The organism is Idiomarina sp. A28L (assembly GCF_000218785.1).
In the GTDB taxonomy this organism is placed as follows: Bacteria; Pseudomonadota; Gammaproteobacteria; order Enterobacterales; family Alteromonadaceae; genus Aliidiomarina.
The window spans coordinates 48,478-64,632 of the sequence record NZ_AFPO01000011.1 but is presented as its reverse complement, the minus strand read 5'-3'; the positions used below and the strand labels follow the sequence as shown (position 1 = coordinate 64,632).

The 16,155-nt window shown below is 45.7% G+C and carries 19 protein-coding genes; 3 read left to right on the top strand and 16 right to left on the bottom strand.

The window, feature by feature from the left end:
- Positions 1–22: 22 nt before the first annotated feature.
- Positions 23–712, top strand: coding sequence for a tRNA (adenine(22)-N(1))-methyltransferase (locus A28LD_RS03385; protein WP_007419662.1), 690 nt, complete (start codon positions 23–25; stop codon positions 710–712).
- A gap of 3 nt (positions 713–715) precedes the next feature.
- Here A28LD_RS03385 and msrB read toward each other — a convergent pair whose 3' ends face one another.
- The 13 genes from msrB to A28LD_RS03320 form a co-directional block, all read right to left on the bottom strand.
- Positions 716–1,246, bottom strand: coding sequence for a peptide-methionine (R)-S-oxide reductase MsrB (gene msrB / locus A28LD_RS03380; RefSeq protein ID WP_007419661.1), 531 nt, complete (start codon positions 1,244–1,246; stop codon positions 716–718).
- A gap of 208 nt (positions 1,247–1,454) precedes the next feature.
- Positions 1,455–1,742, bottom strand: a complete 288-nt coding sequence (locus A28LD_RS03375) for a hypothetical protein (protein ID WP_007419660.1) — start codon at positions 1,740–1,742, stop codon at positions 1,455–1,457.
- Between the two features lie 70 nt (positions 1,743–1,812).
- Positions 1,813–2,883, bottom strand: a complete 1,071-nt coding sequence (gene rlmM, locus A28LD_RS03370) for a 23S rRNA (cytidine(2498)-2'-O)-methyltransferase RlmM (RefSeq protein ID WP_007419659.1) — start codon at positions 2,881–2,883, stop codon at positions 1,813–1,815.
- Between the two features lie 27 nt (positions 2,884–2,910).
- Positions 2,911–3,507 (bottom strand): alpha/beta family hydrolase, encoded by a 597-nt coding sequence (locus A28LD_RS03365; protein ID WP_007419658.1) that lies wholly within the window; start codon positions 3,505–3,507, stop codon positions 2,911–2,913.
- Positions 3,507–4,412, bottom strand: a complete 906-nt coding sequence (locus tag A28LD_RS03360; RefSeq protein ID WP_007419657.1) for a transcriptional regulator GcvA — start codon at positions 4,410–4,412, stop codon at positions 3,507–3,509. Before A28LD_RS03360 ends, A28LD_RS03365 begins: the two co-directional genes overlap by 1 nt.
- A gap of 239 nt (positions 4,413–4,651) precedes the next feature.
- Positions 4,652–5,326 (bottom strand): GOLPH3/VPS74 family protein, encoded by a 675-nt coding sequence (locus tag A28LD_RS03355; RefSeq protein WP_007419656.1) that lies wholly within the window; start codon positions 5,324–5,326, stop codon positions 4,652–4,654.
- Between the two features lie 28 nt (positions 5,327–5,354).
- Complete coding sequence (locus tag A28LD_RS03350; protein WP_007419655.1) at positions 5,355–5,894, bottom strand: DUF1415 domain-containing protein; 540 nt, start codon at positions 5,892–5,894, stop codon at positions 5,355–5,357.
- 10 nt (positions 5,895–5,904) lie between these two features.
- On the bottom strand, positions 5,905–6,801 hold the full coding sequence (locus A28LD_RS03345; protein ID WP_007419654.1) for a mechanosensitive ion channel domain-containing protein: 897 nt from the start codon (positions 6,799–6,801) through the stop codon (positions 5,905–5,907).
- Positions 6,802–7,566, bottom strand: coding sequence for an SDR family oxidoreductase (locus A28LD_RS03340; protein ID WP_007419653.1), 765 nt, complete (start codon positions 7,564–7,566; stop codon positions 6,802–6,804).
- Positions 7,567–7,581: 15 nt separating this feature from the next.
- Positions 7,582–8,466 carry a 3-hydroxyisobutyrate dehydrogenase gene (gene mmsB / locus A28LD_RS03335; RefSeq protein WP_007419652.1) on the bottom strand — a complete coding sequence of 295 codons (885 nt, stop codon included), beginning with the start codon at positions 8,464–8,466 and terminating at the stop codon, positions 7,582–7,584.
- 100 nt (positions 8,467–8,566) lie between these two features.
- Entirely contained in the window at positions 8,567–9,712 is a 1,146-nt protein-coding gene (locus A28LD_RS03330; RefSeq protein ID WP_007419651.1) for an enoyl-CoA hydratase/isomerase family protein, read from the bottom strand.
- A 30-nt stretch (positions 9,713–9,742) separates the two neighbouring features.
- Positions 9,743–10,900, bottom strand: coding sequence for an acyl-CoA dehydrogenase family protein (locus tag A28LD_RS03325; RefSeq protein ID WP_007419650.1), 1,158 nt, complete (start codon positions 10,898–10,900; stop codon positions 9,743–9,745).
- A gap of 16 nt (positions 10,901–10,916) precedes the next feature.
- A complete protein-coding gene (locus A28LD_RS03320; RefSeq protein WP_007419649.1) occupies positions 10,917–12,413 on the bottom strand; it encodes a CoA-acylating methylmalonate-semialdehyde dehydrogenase in 1,497 nt (498 codons plus the stop codon).
- Positions 12,414–12,647: 234 nt separating this feature from the next.
- On the opposite strand from A28LD_RS03320, the gene A28LD_RS03315 reads away from it, so the two are divergent.
- Together A28LD_RS03315 and A28LD_RS03310 are read left to right on the top strand one after the other, a co-directional pair.
- Positions 12,648–13,586: a helix-turn-helix transcriptional regulator gene (locus tag A28LD_RS03315; protein WP_007419648.1), complete on the top strand. Its 939-nt coding sequence runs from the start codon at positions 12,648–12,650 to the stop codon at positions 13,584–13,586.
- The gene (locus A28LD_RS03310) at positions 13,583–13,855 is read left to right on the top strand and encodes a DUF1289 domain-containing protein (protein ID WP_007419647.1); all 273 of its coding nucleotides are present in this window, start codon (positions 13,583–13,585) and stop codon (positions 13,853–13,855) included. The genes A28LD_RS03315 and A28LD_RS03310 overlap by 4 nt, the downstream gene beginning before the upstream one ends.
- 91 nt (positions 13,856–13,946) lie before the next feature.
- Here the strand turns inward: A28LD_RS03310 and kdsB are convergent, their stop codons facing one another.
- The 3 genes from kdsB to lpxK all read right to left on the bottom strand — a co-directional run bounded on the left by kdsB (position 13,947) and on the right by lpxK (position 16,135).
- On the bottom strand, positions 13,947–14,699 hold the full coding sequence (kdsB, locus tag A28LD_RS03305) for a 3-deoxy-manno-octulosonate cytidylyltransferase (protein WP_007419646.1): 753 nt from the start codon (positions 14,697–14,699) through the stop codon (positions 13,947–13,949).
- On the bottom strand, positions 14,696–14,875 hold the full coding sequence (locus A28LD_RS03300; RefSeq protein ID WP_040486982.1) for a Trm112 family protein: 180 nt from the start codon (positions 14,873–14,875) through the stop codon (positions 14,696–14,698). The genes kdsB and A28LD_RS03300 overlap by 4 nt, the downstream gene beginning before the upstream one ends.
- Positions 14,876–14,974: 99 nt before the next feature.
- Complete coding sequence (lpxK, locus tag A28LD_RS03295; protein ID WP_007419644.1) at positions 14,975–16,135, bottom strand: tetraacyldisaccharide 4'-kinase; 1,161 nt, start codon at positions 16,133–16,135, stop codon at positions 14,975–14,977.
- Positions 16,136–16,155: the final 20 nt, after the last annotated feature.

Here is a 16,155-nt window from a genome sequence, read left to right as displayed (position 1 = left end):
TCTCCAACATAGGCCAGCAACAATGAAGTTAGGTAAACGTTTGCAGCAAATCAACGCCATGATTTCTCATGGCTACGAACACATTTGGGATACTTGCTGCGATCATGGTCTATTAGGGGCGGCTTTACTGAAGAGAAACGCTGCACCGAATATTCATTTTGTTGATATCGTACCAGAATTGATTGCGGAGCTTGAAGTGAAACTACATAAGTTTTGCGAAAAACTAGCACCTACCGGTTCAGCCACTACTTGGCATACACAATGCCTTGATAGTGCCGCCCTGCGGCTCGATCTATATTCCGGTAAACATTTGGTGATTATTGCCGGTATTGGCGGCGATTTAACCCAACAGATAATAACAAGTATCTTGCAAAACCATTCGGCTATCGAAATCGATTTTTTAATTTGCCCGGTGCACCACGAATATTCCCTGCGCCAACAATTGATTCAAATGAACTGCTCCCTTATCAACGAAACTCTCGTAAAAGAAAACCAACGAATTTACGAAATACTTTTTGTATCTACAAGCAAACATGCTGCGAGCAAACCTATTCACCCTGTTGGCAGTTTACTTTGGCAAGCTAAGTGCGAAGATGCCATAGCTATTCGCCAACAATATCTGAAAACTAGAATTCAGCATTACCAGCGGCAAACTCGCAATAATGCAGCCGCTAAAAAAGCGCTCGCTGCATACCAAAGCGTTCTTTTTTAAGAACTAGCTTATCGGCGGGCCCACTCTATCAATATACTCACCGTAACCCTCTTCCTGCATTCGCTCCACTGGTATAAAACGCATGGCGGCAGAGTTCATACAATAACGCAAACCTGTTGGCCGCGGGCCATCATCGAATACATGGCCAAGATGAGAATCAGCTACTCGGCTGCGTATTTCGGTACGAACTACAAACCAAGAACGATCTCGATGCTCGGTAACAACACTGCGGTGAATAGGCCGAATAAAACTAGGCCAACCTGAGCCCGATTCATACTTATCGGCAGAAGAAAATAGCGGTTCACCCGATACGATATCCACATAAATCCCCACAGCATGGTTATCCCAGTAACGATTATCAAACGGCCGTTCAGTATGGTCTTGCTGGGTTACACGATACTGCAGGGGCGTTAGCATTTCACGTAGTTCAGCGTCGCTAGGTTTCACAAACCGCTGCGCATCGAAGCCGTTAGCATGTGCGCCGATGCCAAACATTAATGCCAGTAGAAGTACGGTAGTAATTAATTTATTCATTATATAATCCTCTGAAACTGGTATTGCAGTGGTAAGCCGCGTTGCGTCTCTAACAAAGCGCAGTGCAATCACTAGTAAGCGCAATTTTTAAGCGTTATTAATCATTACGCTTCACAACGAACAAGAGGATCAGTAAAAAGCCCTTGCTATCGATACGCTCAATAGCAAGGGCTCATAATGATGTTTATCAGGAAGTGTGCGTGAAAAATCATTCGGGTTTTGATTCCGTTTTCGCAGCCAGATTTTCTTGGTGCTTTTTGTAGCGGCGCTCATTTACAAACCAAAGAACCAAACCAAATAAGCCACCGGCAATAAACCAAATAATGCAGTGAATTAGAACTGATGCAAAAGTAGCACCCTCAGCTAAAATATTATTGAAATAGCCAATAATAATTAACATCGGTAAGCCCCAAGAAAGCACACCATGAATCACAACGAACTTACCAAAACCCTTTGCCCTAGATTCTTCCCAGGCTACTACTTCACGTTCTTTCATTGCTATATCCTATGAATAAGTATGTTTTATTCAACAATGCAGAGGCTATTCGCTGCACTTATTAACCAGTTTAGGTTTTAAATTTCTTGCGCAAATACACTGTAACTTCTTCACGATCATGATAAAGATGCTTAGCGCTTAATTCATATCCCCAAACTTCAGCTTCATTCAAACGCTCACGAATCGCTTCAAGATACTGTTTAACCGCTGCATAGCGAGTTTTCATGGGTAGCTTCAAGTTAAAAATAGCATCGTGGCACCACTCGCCAATATACCAATCAGCCATTAAATGCGCTACACGAACTGGCTTTTCTACCATATCGCACACTAGCCAACTAATATTTTTACGTTTCGGTAAGAAATGAAAGCCATCTTCCTGAAAGTGCCGAACTTGGCCAGTTTCCATTAAATGCTCGTCCATCGGGCCGTTATCCACCGCCGAAACCATCATATCGTGGAAAACTAACACCGATGTCCAGCCGCCTGGGCTGGCGCCTAAATCAACCGCTTTCATGCCCGGTTCAACACGGCGCTCTAGCTCATGTTCAGGAATCATTACTTTAAACGCTTCAGCTAATTTGGCTGCCGAGCGGCTCGGTGCCGCTTTTGGTGTGCGCACCCGCGGAATACCCATCAAGTAAGGTGAGTGGTTGTAACTATAAGAATAACCCACTACTACCGAGTGCGTGCTGCGAAACAACACGTGCATGGCTGGGCGATTTGTTACTTCTTTCTCGGTTAACACGCCCTTTTCTTGCAACGCCATGCTTAACGGTTTCGTTATCTTCCGGCAAAGTGCTGATAAAGAACGGCCATCGTTGGTATCTGTAGTTTCTATCCACAACCGGCCACATAACTGCATTTCCGGTAGCGCAGCCACTAAAGGCGTTACCCGATCAGCCAAATCAAGTTGGTTTAAATCGGCCAGGCGCACGAATAATTGACGGGAAAAAATTAAAGAATGAACCGCTAACTTCCGTGCCAAATGGTCGGCTTCTTCAGGTTTACATTCAAAAGTAACCAACGCACTATTCGGTTGTGTTTTGCAATAACCAAACACGCCCAGAGCAGCTGCGCGCTCCTGAATTTCAGCAGCACACTCGCCTTCAAAACCGGCGCGGCAATATAACAAAACAGCCATATAACTCTTATCCCTTAAATTCTTCTATTACTTAATTAACTTCGTTACAAAGGCATCGATTTCGCGTGAAACCAACTGCCAACTCTCGGTATTCGTTAAACCACTACGTTTCGGGCGCGATAAATCATGGTTACCACCCTCAACCCAATGCATTTTTAAATTTTTCGGTAGTGTTTGCTCTGCCAACCATTCGGGTTTACCAAAAGGATCGCTGGTTCCATGCACAACAAAATTTCGTTTACGGCTATTTTCAAGCTCCGCTAAACGATGCTTTTCTTGTTTTCCCGGTGGGTGAAATGGAAAGCCTAAACCTATTGCAGCAACTGCATTTACGCTATCAGCACAACGAAATGCCACTCGTGCCCCCATCGATTTCCCCATCACTACTAAAGGGATATCTTCACTGCCTTTACGCACCTTGGCCACTTCATCAATAAAAGCAGCGTCCAGCACATTTTGCTTATCTGGGGGGCGCTTTTTACCACTCTGTTCAATTATTTGCCAGTACGGAAAGGCAAACCGATGAACTTTATGGCCTTTTTGTTCTAGATTTGCCGAAATCGCTTGCATGAATTCACTTTCAGGGCCAGCCCCAGCGCCATGTGCAAAAACAAATATCGCCATTATGTTGCCTGCCCTTCATCTTCATCGCGTTTAACTTCAGATAAAATCCAATCGCGGAATTTTGCTACTTTACCCACATCAGCTTGCGATTCACGGCACACCATATAAAAAGCTTCAGTGGTAGGCAGTGTTTGCGGGAATACCTGCACCAAGTGGCCTGAATCAATTTCTGGCTTTGCCAACACACTGTTTGCTAAAGTAACACCTTGCCCGTGCACCGCGGCTTTCAAAGCTAATGCTAAATGTGAGAATACGGGGCCACTTTTGCGCACTGGTGGCTCTTCCCCCACCATCGCAAACCACTCGCGCCACGCATTACGCGTTTCCTCATGAAGCAACGTGTGCTCATGCAAATCACTTGGTTTTTGCAAGGGCTTGGCGCCTTGCAGCAATAAAGGAGAACAAACAGGAATCAAATACTCTTTATGCAGCCGAAATGATTTTACCCCTGGCCATGAGCCACTTCCGTAATAAATAGCCACATCAACGTAATCGGTAAGCGAGCCACTAATTTCATCTACAGCTTTTAAACGCACATCAATCTCTGGGTGCGCTTCATGAAAGCGGCTCAAACGCGGAACTAACCATAAAATGGCAAAGCCTGGCGGTACACAGACAGTTAGCGAGCCTTGTTCACTTGCCAGCATTACTTTCGAGGTGGCTAACGTTAAGGTTTCAAACATTTGCCGAATATCAAGATAGTAGTTCTGCCCAGCTTCTGTTAACAATAGCGCCCGGTTTCTGCGCAAAAATAGCGCAACACCAAGAAAATCTTCTAGGGCTTTTACTTGATGGCTTACGGCCGCTTGAGTTACAAATAGTTCCTCGGCGGCTTTGGTGAAACTCAAATGCCTGGCCGCCGCTTCAAAAGAGCGCAGGGCATTTAACGGGGGTAGTTTTCGCATCGCTGTTCCTTTGCTTCAGATTAACACCTTAAATTAACGCTTAAACTAACGCGTTAATTTAAGCGCTTCAGATTAGCTATATTAATCTGTGATATTACGAATCTTACCCCAATTTTGTTTAATTTCCCAGCAAATCAGCCTGTTCCGAAAACTCCTGCAGCGCTCTAACATGCCTGCAGATAAGTGATTTTAAGTAAGGCGTTGCAAATGCTATTTCAACACTAAAGAAACTCAAAGAATTAGGTAGTTGCTACTGTTATCGCTGGAATCATTACCGCTACCATAACCGCTGCTTGGCACGCTGCTATTACTTCCTTAGTAACATCGCCCATGAGATCGCCGGCTACAATTTGCTCAATGCGTTTTTTATATTGCTTCAGCTCTTCCTTGGAAAACACCTGCGGCAACAAGGCGGCGCTCTTGGCTAACGCGATTAAAACAGTTGTCCGTGGATCTACTTTTGCTTCCGCTGAAAGCACCGCATTTCGCATGCGATTACGTATCTCTTTTTCTGGGATTGGGTTCACTTCTGGGTAAACTTTGCGGGTGAACAACCATAATATTTTATCTTCGCTAGCTTCAACGATGCGGTGTTGCACCAACGAATGTGCCACCTTATGGCGGAGATCTTTAATACTGGCTAGGCGCTGTACCCATGCCTTCATATTCGCACGGCGTTTAGCACTTGCTATCTTTTCTAAACATTCATCAAGTAAAGCATCCCCCGTGGGCGAAGCATCAACGATGTTTACCAACTTTTTCTTATTCTCTTCAATCTGCAAGCGCTTCATGAACATCAATTCAGATAATAGCGCCCCGCTCACGGCGTACTGCAAAAACGATGTTCCCATAGTGCCCTTTTCTTCACACAGAGCAAGCAATATCAATTCTTCATATATTCTTAGATTACCCATAAAAGCACCCTACTAAACAGTTAACAGCCTAAAGGTTCGCTAAAATCTTTGCGAAGAAATCCGCGCCCTTCTTCTCAGCAAACGCCATATTCCGATCTGGGATTGATTCAGGATCATCATAACTGCTTAGCGCTTTCTCTATACTTTCTTCACGCAATATATGTAACGTTGGGTAAGGCGCGCGGTTGGTATAATTCGATGCCGCATCTTGCTTTTCGCCCTCAAAACAATAATCAGGGTGAAAACTCGCGAGTTGATAGGTGCCCTCGTAGCCCTGCATAGCCAGCAACTCATTGGCGTTATCTAACAAATCAAGATACGCGTAAAAGCCTTCAAAACCTGCAGGTAGCATTAATAAGGTGGTTTCTGTATCGATATTTTGATCAAGAAACTCACATTCCTTCACCAATACTTCTAGAACCTCAGAAGCTTTACGATTATCGGCAACTACGTAGCGAATAGAGCTGCGCTCTACTTCCTTGCGCGCAAAGGGGCAAATATTGAATTTAACAATAAGTTGTTCAACCCAAGCTTTGCTTTTCGCTATTACTACTGTGGAATCGGTCATTCGTTGCCGCCTATTCTGGCTGGTTATTTTGCTCCGGCGCTTCGGCCTGAGCGCTAGCTTTCTCTTTAGAAAAATCGTTGTTACTAAAAACATCCGATAAAATAGCTTGCTCCGTAAAGCTGCGTTCTGAAGCTTTCACCGGAAACCGTACCACCAAATGAATTTCACCAGCGGCAGGCACTTGCAACGAAACTCGAGGCTCTACCGTGGGTATATCTAAACCACGGTTATCGCTCATTCGTTTCATGTATCGGCGTACATCATCTAAATAAGGAGCCGTATGCTCTTGTACCGCTTCCAGAAATGCGGTTTTAGCATGTTTCCAATTTTCTTCACGTTTAAACGGAACCACAAATACATGCAAAACCCAATCATGCGTGTAGCTCTCGTTAATCACGGCTTCAGAAACAAACAGGGAATTCGGGAGCACTGTCATACGGCCAGTGCGTTGGTGAGTAAGCTTACCCGGCCCCACTTCCAATATCGTGGTTGTTAAAAGGTTTTGATCAATAACATCACCACGAAAATCTTTAATTTGAATACGATCGCCAAGATTAAAACTGCGGCCAGCTGATTTCACCATAGAACCAGTAACACACATAATCAGTTCTTTTGTTGCCACTACAAAAGCAACGGCAATGGCAACAATAGAAAGCGCCAACGTGCGTAATTCAGAGGCCCAAATCATAATCAAGCCTAGCACTAGCAACAACAGCAAGCCGTTGCGGCTCTGCACAAACCAACGCCGGCGCAACTCATTCGAATTCACCGTTTTTCGAATGAATCGCCCCAATACTGCGCGTAGTGCTAACACACCAATAACCAGCAACAATGAGCTCGCCAAAAGGCGGCTCATTGAGCCCGAAATTGGAATGCTATTAACTAAATCAGGCCAGAATTCAAACATTTATAAACGCACGCCACCATCGATTTCGATAACACGGCCGCTAAAGAAATCATTTTCAATAATATAGCGAGCTGAATGGGCTATCTCAGCAGGCTGGCCCCAACGGCGCAATGGCACCATAGCTAATGCGCGTTCTACTGCCTCAGGCTTCATTTGCCCCGTCATTGGCGTTTCGATAAAGCCAGGAGCAATGGCCGCACAACGAATACCAAAACGGCCAAGCTCACGAGCCCAAGTTACTGTCATAGCTACCACACCTGCTTTTGTAGCCGCGTAGTTGGTTTGGCCAATGTTACCGGCGCGAGCAACACTCGAAATATTAATGATCGCGCCTTTTATGCCACGCTTTGCCATAACAGCTGAAGCTTCACGCCCACAAAGGAATGTACCGGTGAGGTTTACATCAATCACCGATTGCCATTGTTGCAGGGGCATTTTATGCGTAATTTCACCATCTTTGCATTTGATTAACATGCCATCGCGTAAGATACCCGCGTTGTTGATAAGCACTTGCAAACCGCCAAAATGGCTATCGATATCTGCAAAAGCCGCTTCTACAGAAGCTTCATCGGTAACATTTACGTTATAGGTTTGTACATCAGCCGCACCTAATTTCAAACACTCGGCAGCCGCCTCTTGCAACATTTCATCGTTCATATCGATTAGTGCAAGCTTAGCGCCGCTAGCAGCGAAATCTTCCGCCATCGAACGGCCTAAACCCTGAGCGCCGCCGGTTACTACAATTACTGATTCATTAATTTGCATGAAATTCGGTATCCTTTATTTTTCAAACTTACGGAAAATGCTGGAGAAATCTTTGCTGCCAAAGCCCGCTTCGCTGTGCTCTGAGAACAACTTAGCAGCCATATCGCCCATTGGCGTTGCAGAATCACTCGATGCCGCCGTGCTGCGAGCTAAGCCCAGATCTTTAAGCATTAAATCAACTAAGAAACCGCCGTTATAATCGTTACTTGAAGGCACACTATCAATAACACCAGGGCAAGGATTGTATACTTCCAATGTCCAGTTGCGGCCAGAGCTTTGTAACATGATATCGCTCAACACTTTCGCATCCAAACCATGCGCTCTACCCAACTGCAGGGCTTCAGAAGTACCGGCCATTAATACACCCAACAGCATATTATTGCAGATTTTAGCTACTTGACCAGCACCATGGCCACCAGCCTTGAACACATTCTTACCCATTTTTTCTAAAACTGGGCGCGCTTCTTCAATATCTGCAGGCTCACCACCACAAATAAAGGTAAGCGTTCCTGCTACAGCACCACCTACACCGCCCGATACTGGCGCATCAATAAAGCGGCGGCCTTTGGCAGTGATACCCGCGGCCAATTCACGCGCAGCTTCAGCAGAGATAGTGCTGGAATCGATAACCAACGCACTTTCTGGAATGGCATCTACTATGCCTTGTTCGCCCAAGTAAAGCGCCAATACATGCTTATCTGCTGGCAGCATAGAAATAACAAAATCAACGTTATTTACCGCTTCTGCTGCGCTTTTTACAACCGTTGCCCCAGCTTTATCAAGCGTAGCTAATGCTATTTCAGATAAATCGAAAACCTGCACTTCAAAACCGGCCTTCACTAAGTTGGTAGCCATCGGGCCACCCATGTTTCCTAATCCAATAAATCCAATACGAGCCATGTTATGCCCCTCAATGTTAATCATTATTATATTTGCGCTAATTCATCGCCATCAATAAAAATGCCGCGCTAACATTACTTAGCGCGGCATTAACAAGCGATTATGCAGTTTCGCCTAAATCGCGCAGCGGATGTTCATCCTCCGCCCATGGCGAAATAAACATCATATCAATATCATCGGCGGTTACTTCAGCAATACTTGCATGCGTCCATTTTGGCTTGCGATCTTTATCGATCAATAACGCACGAACACCTTCAACAAAATCGCCTTTCACAGCACAATTTACCGAGAGCGTAAGCTCTAACCGAAATGCATCGGCAAGCGCTAACGAACCACCAAACTGCAACTGCTGCCAAACAATATGCGCCGTTAATGGGCAACCACGGGCTAATGTTTTTTGCGCCCTGCTAATGAGTTCATCATCAGTTTCGTGCCGCAAAAACTGCTCCGAAACAGTTACAACATCGTTACCCTCAAGCAATTTACTAATTAGCTCGCGGCGCTCAAAAAGTGGGCCATCTGCAAGCTCATCTTCACTGAAAATACGCTGTTGTAAAGTATCGGTTAAAGTAGCGTGGTTTAAATCGTTATCATCGGTCCAGCTTGCATTTACAAGTGCTTGTAGCGTGCTGGCATAAAGGTCGCTAGCAATGGCAAAATCAGCCATACCCAAATAAAGTGCATCGGCTGCATTTACTTGTGCCGCCGTTAGCCCTAAAAACAAACCCATGTTATCCGGCAATTGGCCAAGAAAGTAGGTAGCTCCAACATCAGGATATAAACCAATGCTGATTTCTGGCATCGCCAAGCGAGAACGCTCAGTTACAACCCGGTGGCTGGCACCATTCATTAGGCCCATACCGCCGCCCATTACAAAACCATCACCCCAAACCAAAATCGGCTTCGCGTAGGTTTGAATGAGGTGATCTAAACGATACTCAGCAGTGAAAAAATCCACTACTTCAGCAACAGGCTCATTTGGCATCTCTTGCATAGCGTGATACATCGCAACAATATCACCGCCAGCACAAAATGCCTTTTCACCAGCGCCTTCGAGTAAAACACAGGCTATTTCTGGGTTTTCCTGCCACGCACGCAGTTGCGGCTCAAGCAGCAAAATCATATCTAAACTCAGCGCATTTAAAGAGCGCTCTGAATTTAAACACGCAATACCGATTTTCTTACCGCTAACCGTTTCCGTTTCCGAAAATAGCACGGCTTCTTGATTAGTAATTTTTGCTTCCATTATGCTTTCTCCTTTGCCTGCAAATGCGAACTACAGCAGTTCCGCAGAACCTTCCGCTAAAATACGGCGGGCAATAATCAAACGCATAATTTCATTAGTGCCTTCTAGAATTTGATGTACACGAACATCGCGAACATGGCGTTCTAGTGGGTATTCTTTAATGTAACCGTAACCACCATGAATTTGCAGCGCTTCGTTACACACTTGGAAACCGATATCGGTGGCAAATCGCTTCGCCATTGCACAGTAAGTGGTTTTATCGCTATCGTTTTCATCAACCTTAAACGCCGCTAATCGCACCATTTGCCGTGCAGCTACAAGCTCAGTAGCCATATCGGCCAACTTAAACTGCATAGCTTGGAAGGTAGCCAACGGCTTACCAAACTGGCTGCGCTCGTGCATATAATCACGGGCAGTATTCAACGCTGCCTGCGCAGTGCCTACAGAACAAACCGCAATATTAATGCGGCCGCCATCAAGGCCCATCATGGCAAATTTAAAGCCTTCGCCTTCTTCGCCAAGCAAGTAATCCGCCGGAATACGCACATCTTCAAAGGTAACTAGGCGAGTTGGCTGCGCGTTCCAGCCCATTTTCTCTTCCGCTTTACCATAATGAATGCCTTTCGCATCAGCAGGGACAACAAACGCAGATATACCTTTTGCGCCTTCACCACCGGTACGAGCCATAACCACCAATACATCAGTAGCGCCGGCACCCGAAATGAACATTTTCGAGCCGTTTAATACATATTCATCGCCATCTTTCTTGGCTGAAGTACGCAAATTAGCCGCATCAGAACCAGAACCCGGTTCTGTTAAGCAGTAGGAACCTAGCTTTTCACCGGTAACTAAACCGCTGCAGAATTCTTCAGCAATTTCTGGCTTCGCAAATTCACCAATCATCCAACTCACCATGTTATGAATGGTCATCATCGCAGTTGTAGCGGTGCAACCCATAGCCAGTTGTTCGAAGATAAGCGCAGAATCAAGACGCGACATGCCGAAGCCACCGGCTTTTTCTGGGGTATACATGCCCATAAAGCCCATTTCGCCAGCTTTCCGGAATACTTCGATAGGAAAATAATGTTCGGCATCCCACTTTGCTGCAAATGGTGCCATTTCTTTTTCCGCAAAAGCACGCGCCGTATCTACGAATGCTTGTTGATCGTCGGTTAGATTAAAATTCACAACAATATCTCCCGAATTACTGCAATTTAATGGTCATATTAGGGCCATTATCAATTTCGCTTTCTGGCCAACGGGCAGTAATGGTTTTAGTTTCCGAATAGAAACGAATTGCTTGCTTACCGTAAGCATGCAAATCACCAAAGAATGAGTTTTTCCAACCTGTAAACGAGAAGAAAGGCAGTGGCACAGGGATTGGAATGTTAATCCCTACTTGCCCTACTTCCACTTCATGTTGGTATTTACGCGCCGATGCACCATTGGCAGTAAAGATTGAGGTACCGTTACCGAATGGGTTGGCGTTAACCAAGGCTATCGCTTCTTCTAAAGTATCTACTTCTACTGCACACAAAACTGGACCAAAAATTTCTTCTTGGTAAATTTTCATATCAGCGGTTACTTTGCTGAAGAATGTTGGGCCAACCCAGTTACCGTCAGGGTAACCTTCAACAACACAGTTAGTGCCATCAACCAAACATTCCGCGCCTTCTTTTTTACCTTGTGCAATCATGGAAACAACACGTTGCTTGGCTTGCGGGCTAATAAGTGGGCCATAAGCCGCATCTTTATTATCCCAAGCGCCTGGCTGAACTTTCGAAAGTTGCTCAGCTAGTTCTGGAATCCATTCTTTTGATTTGCCCACGAATACAGCAACTGAAATCGCCATACAACGCTGGCCCGCAGCACCCACTGAAGCACCAACTAAGTTATTAATAACCGTTTGCTTGTTCGAATCAGGCATGATTACGCTGTGGTTCTTGGCGCCGGCAAAAGCTTGCACGCGCTTAAGGTGCTCGGTACCGGTGCGGTAAATATATTCTGCAACTGGCACTGAGCCTACAAACGAAAGTGCTTTTACTTCTGGATCGCGAAGCAGAATATCAACCTGCTCTTTGCCACCATGAATTACCTGCAACACGCCTTTTGGTGCGCCGGCCTGCTCAAACAACTCTACTAAACGCGTTGGCGTTAACGGATCTTGCTCAGAAGGCTTCAAAATGAACGTGTTACCACACGCAATGGCCATCGGGAACATCCACAATGGAATCATAGCTGGGAAGTTAAACGGCGTAATACCCGCACACACACCCAAAGGTTGAACATAGCTGTAAGTATCAATGCCACGCGCTACGTTTTCAGCTGTTTCGCCCATCATCAATGAAGGAATATTGGCTGCTTGTTCAACAACTTCAATACCGCGCCAAACATCGCCTTTGGCATCTTCAAAGGTTTTGCCCGTTTCTTTCGCCAGAATTTCGCCTAGTTCATCGTGATGTTCTTTCAGTAGCGCTTGGTAACGCATCATTACCCGAGCACGCTCTGATACTGGCACTTCGCGCCAAGTTTTAAAGGCTTCTTTAGCACTAGCAATTGCGCGCTCAACTTCGGCAGGAGTTGCACAAGGAGCTTCAGCAATCACTTCTTGGGTAGCTGGATTAGTAACTGGAATATATTGCGTAGTTTCTGATTCTACAAACTCGCCGCCAATAAATAATTTAACTCGTTTAATACTCATTATTTTCCTCTCAGAGCGGGTGCATTAGGTATACGGAAAGCGTATACGTAAATACACCGCCAGTGGTTGTGCACATTGTTACATAAGGCATGGTTATCAAGCATGGTTATGAAGCATGGTTACGTTGGCATTTTTTACTTGTGCTGCATTAGAACAAAATAAGCTTAACTTTAGAATCGATAAAATTGGCGCTATAATGGATTATCTTGCTATTTACGATGAGCACACTGTTCTATGAGTCAACCTTCAGATTGGCCCCTACCCGCCGGCAGTTCACGGCTAATCATTCCCCATGCGGTGAACCAGCAGCTTGCTCAACACCCCTTGAGCGAAGGGCTTTTCCCTGTGGCTTATGGCCATTACCTAGAAGCGCGCGATCATAGAGTTAGGCGAACCGCTCACACCGATCATTTGCTGATATTCTGCCATGCCGGCCGAGGCTTCTTTCGCACTGATAGCTATCAAGGAACGATTAACGCCGGGCAAGTATTATTCCTGCGCCAGGATATAGCCCATAGCTATCACAGCGATCCGGAAAACCCATGGAGTATCTATTGGGCTCATTTTGCCGGTTCTCAAGCAGAAGAATTCATGGATTATATTGGGATTAAGGCAAACCACACGCAAGCGCCGGTGATTACTTTGCGTAGATGGCAATCGCTGTTACCCGATGTCACTGATCTGCTTAATCTTCAACACCAGCGGCTTACGTTCGAGCGCGCAATGCTGGCAACTTCTATTCTACGCAAGCTACTGATTCAACTTCCTCTGTTAGTTCGCGATCCCGATAAAATAGAAACAGGATTCAGCCTAACAGCGCTCGATAGATTTATGCGTGATAATAGCCATCGAAGCCTAGAATTAAATGATTTTGCCGAATTCTCTGGGCTATCACGCTATTATTTCAGCAAAAAGTTTCGAGAACTTACCGGCGTTCCGCCATTACGCTATTTTAATGAAATGAAAATTGCGGCCGCCCGGCGAATGCTCGAGCAAACGAATGCAAGTGTACGCCAGGTAGCACTAGCATTTGGCTTTGATGACCCGTATTATTTTTCGCGATTGTTTAAAAAGATCAGTGGCTGCTCACCGCAGATATATCGCGAGCAGTTTTTGCTAGCCCATGAACAGGCAAAAACTACAGCACTAAATCAAGGAAAGCTAACATCATGAGCGCAAACCAAATCGAAATGTTCGATTTACCAAACCCATGTATTGGTGTTTGCGAATCAGGCCCGCGCGGTTATTGTCGCGGTTGCTTGCGTTCCCGTGATGAGCGTTTTCAATGGTACAACAAACCGGAAGCAGAGCGTTCTCTTATCTTGAAGCTTATCGCCGGCCGGCAAAAGCGTCGTGAAGCCTTTCTTCAGCAACAGGCAGCACAAGAGAAAAAAGAACAAGCGCAGCAAGATCAGGCGAAGAACCAACTTGATTTGCTATAAAAAAACCTGATGTTAGCAACCAAGCTAAAATCAGGTTCTAGGATATTCAACTGGCTCGATGTAGCTTTAAAACTCGATGTAGCGTTAAAACCTACTTCACTCGCGCCCGTTCAAGATCTTCGGGCGTATCAATGCCACCCGGTGGTTCAATAATCGCTTCAGCCACGTGAATGCGTTCACCATACCAAAGCACGCGCAGTTGCTCGAGCGATTCCACCAGCTCAAGAGGGCTAGGTTCCCACTCAGCATAACGCGCCACAAAGCCAGCTCGATAGGCGTAAATGCCGATATGGCGGCGATAAAGATTGCCTAACAGCTCTACTTGATCACGATTCTGATTAAAGCGTTCACGATCCCAAGGAATAGCGGCGCGGCTAAAATACAGCGCATAGTTTTTTGCATCAGAAACTACCTTAACCACATTCGGGTTAAACAGCTCTTCTGAACCCGTAAGTGGTACTGCTAACGTGGCCATCGGCGCATGCCGCTGGCTGGCAAGATTTTCTGCAACTTGGCAAATGATCTCCGGCGGAATGAACGGTTCATCACCCTGCACGTTCACCACTACTTGTTCATCTGAAAGCGCCAAGCGATCAACAACCTCAGCTAAACGCTCAGTTCCCGATTGATGTTCTACAGAGGTGCGCATTACTCGGCCACCGAACTCTTTTACCACTTTCATGATCCGATCATCATCGGTAGCTACAATCACTTCAGCGGCACCACTATTCAATGCGCGCTCGTATACATGCTGGATCATTGGTTTTCCATGAATATCAGCTAACGGTTTCCCTGGCAGCCGAGTGGAATCGTAACGCGCCGGAATAACAACGGTAAAGCTCATGATTTTAACTGCTCCAATTCTGACACGGTTAGTTCGCGAGCCGCGCTCGCAAGTAACGCTGGAATTCCGTGCTGCACCGGATAAGCGAGTTGTTCGCCACGGCATACAAGCTCAGTTTTATCGCCATTCCAAACTAACTTTCCTTTGCACGATGGGCACGCCAAAATTGCCAACATGTTGGTAGGAATATTCACAATGCCACTCCTTAAGTATCAATGCTCTACTTTTTACGTTAACTGTTTACGTATTATTACTATATCGTTCGCTGTGATTAATCACTTCGCGTTATTCTTGTTCGCTGCCTTCCCTGCATTTACCTTTTTTTCTTCTGTGATTTCCGCTACACGCTGCAAAAAATCACCAGCAAAATCTGCGGAAAAATTTGCCGCCACTTGTAAATAATACCAATGCGGGCGAGCAAAGTGTGCGCATTTAACCGCATCTTTCTCCGTCATAAGAATCGGTGTTTCGTTACCAACATCATAAAAATCCTGCGGTTGATATTGGTAATGATCAGGAAAAACTCGGGTTTCTTCTATATCAATCTCGTGTTCCATAATCAAATTAAAGAACCGCTCTGGGTTACCAATGCCGGCGATAGCAAGCACATTTTCACCCGTTGGAACGTCAATTTCTTTGTTGTCGCTCACCCGAAACCAACCATTAGGTGCTAGTTTCATTGCCACAATATGCTTAACGCTTTTTGCCGCTGAAAGATGTAACCGCTTACCGTAGGCTTTCACTTCACTAGCTTCGGCACCGTTTACTATCACCCAATCAACTTTTCTTAGCCGCCGGGCACTTTCGCGCAATGGGCCTGCGGGCAAACGCCAGCCGTTGCCTAAACCACGCTCACCATCCACTACTGCTAATTCAATATCACGGCCTAGCGCATAATGTTGTAAGCCATCATCGGCAATAATCACATTACAATCATGCCGCTCCAAAAGCAGTTTAGCTGCATCTGGCCGCTTCGGCGCTACAACCACCGGCACGCCACTTAAACTTGCCAGCATCACAGGTTCATCACCGCATGCTTTTGGATTACTGCTGGCATTTACCAACATCGGAAACGGGCCTTCACCACCATACCCTCGGCTGATAATTCCCGGCCGATAACCTGCTTCCTGCAAAAGCGCCACTAATCCTAATACGGTTGGTGTTTTACCCGTTCCACCCACAGTTACATTACCAACAATCACGATTGGCACTGGGGCCTGCCATGTGCGCTTTATTTTCAACCAGTACAGCAAACGCCGCACACTTGCTAGAAAACGAAAAAGCACGCTAAAGGGTACTAGAACCCACAACGGCAACACTAATCGGCGTTTATACCAATAGCGCACCAGCCTTTGTTCAGTTTTGCTTTGCTTTTCTGCGTTCTTCTTCACGGGTTGTTTTGTAAACGTTTGCGCAGGTTTAACTTTACTGCCCATTCTCAGTTGTATCCTTGAAC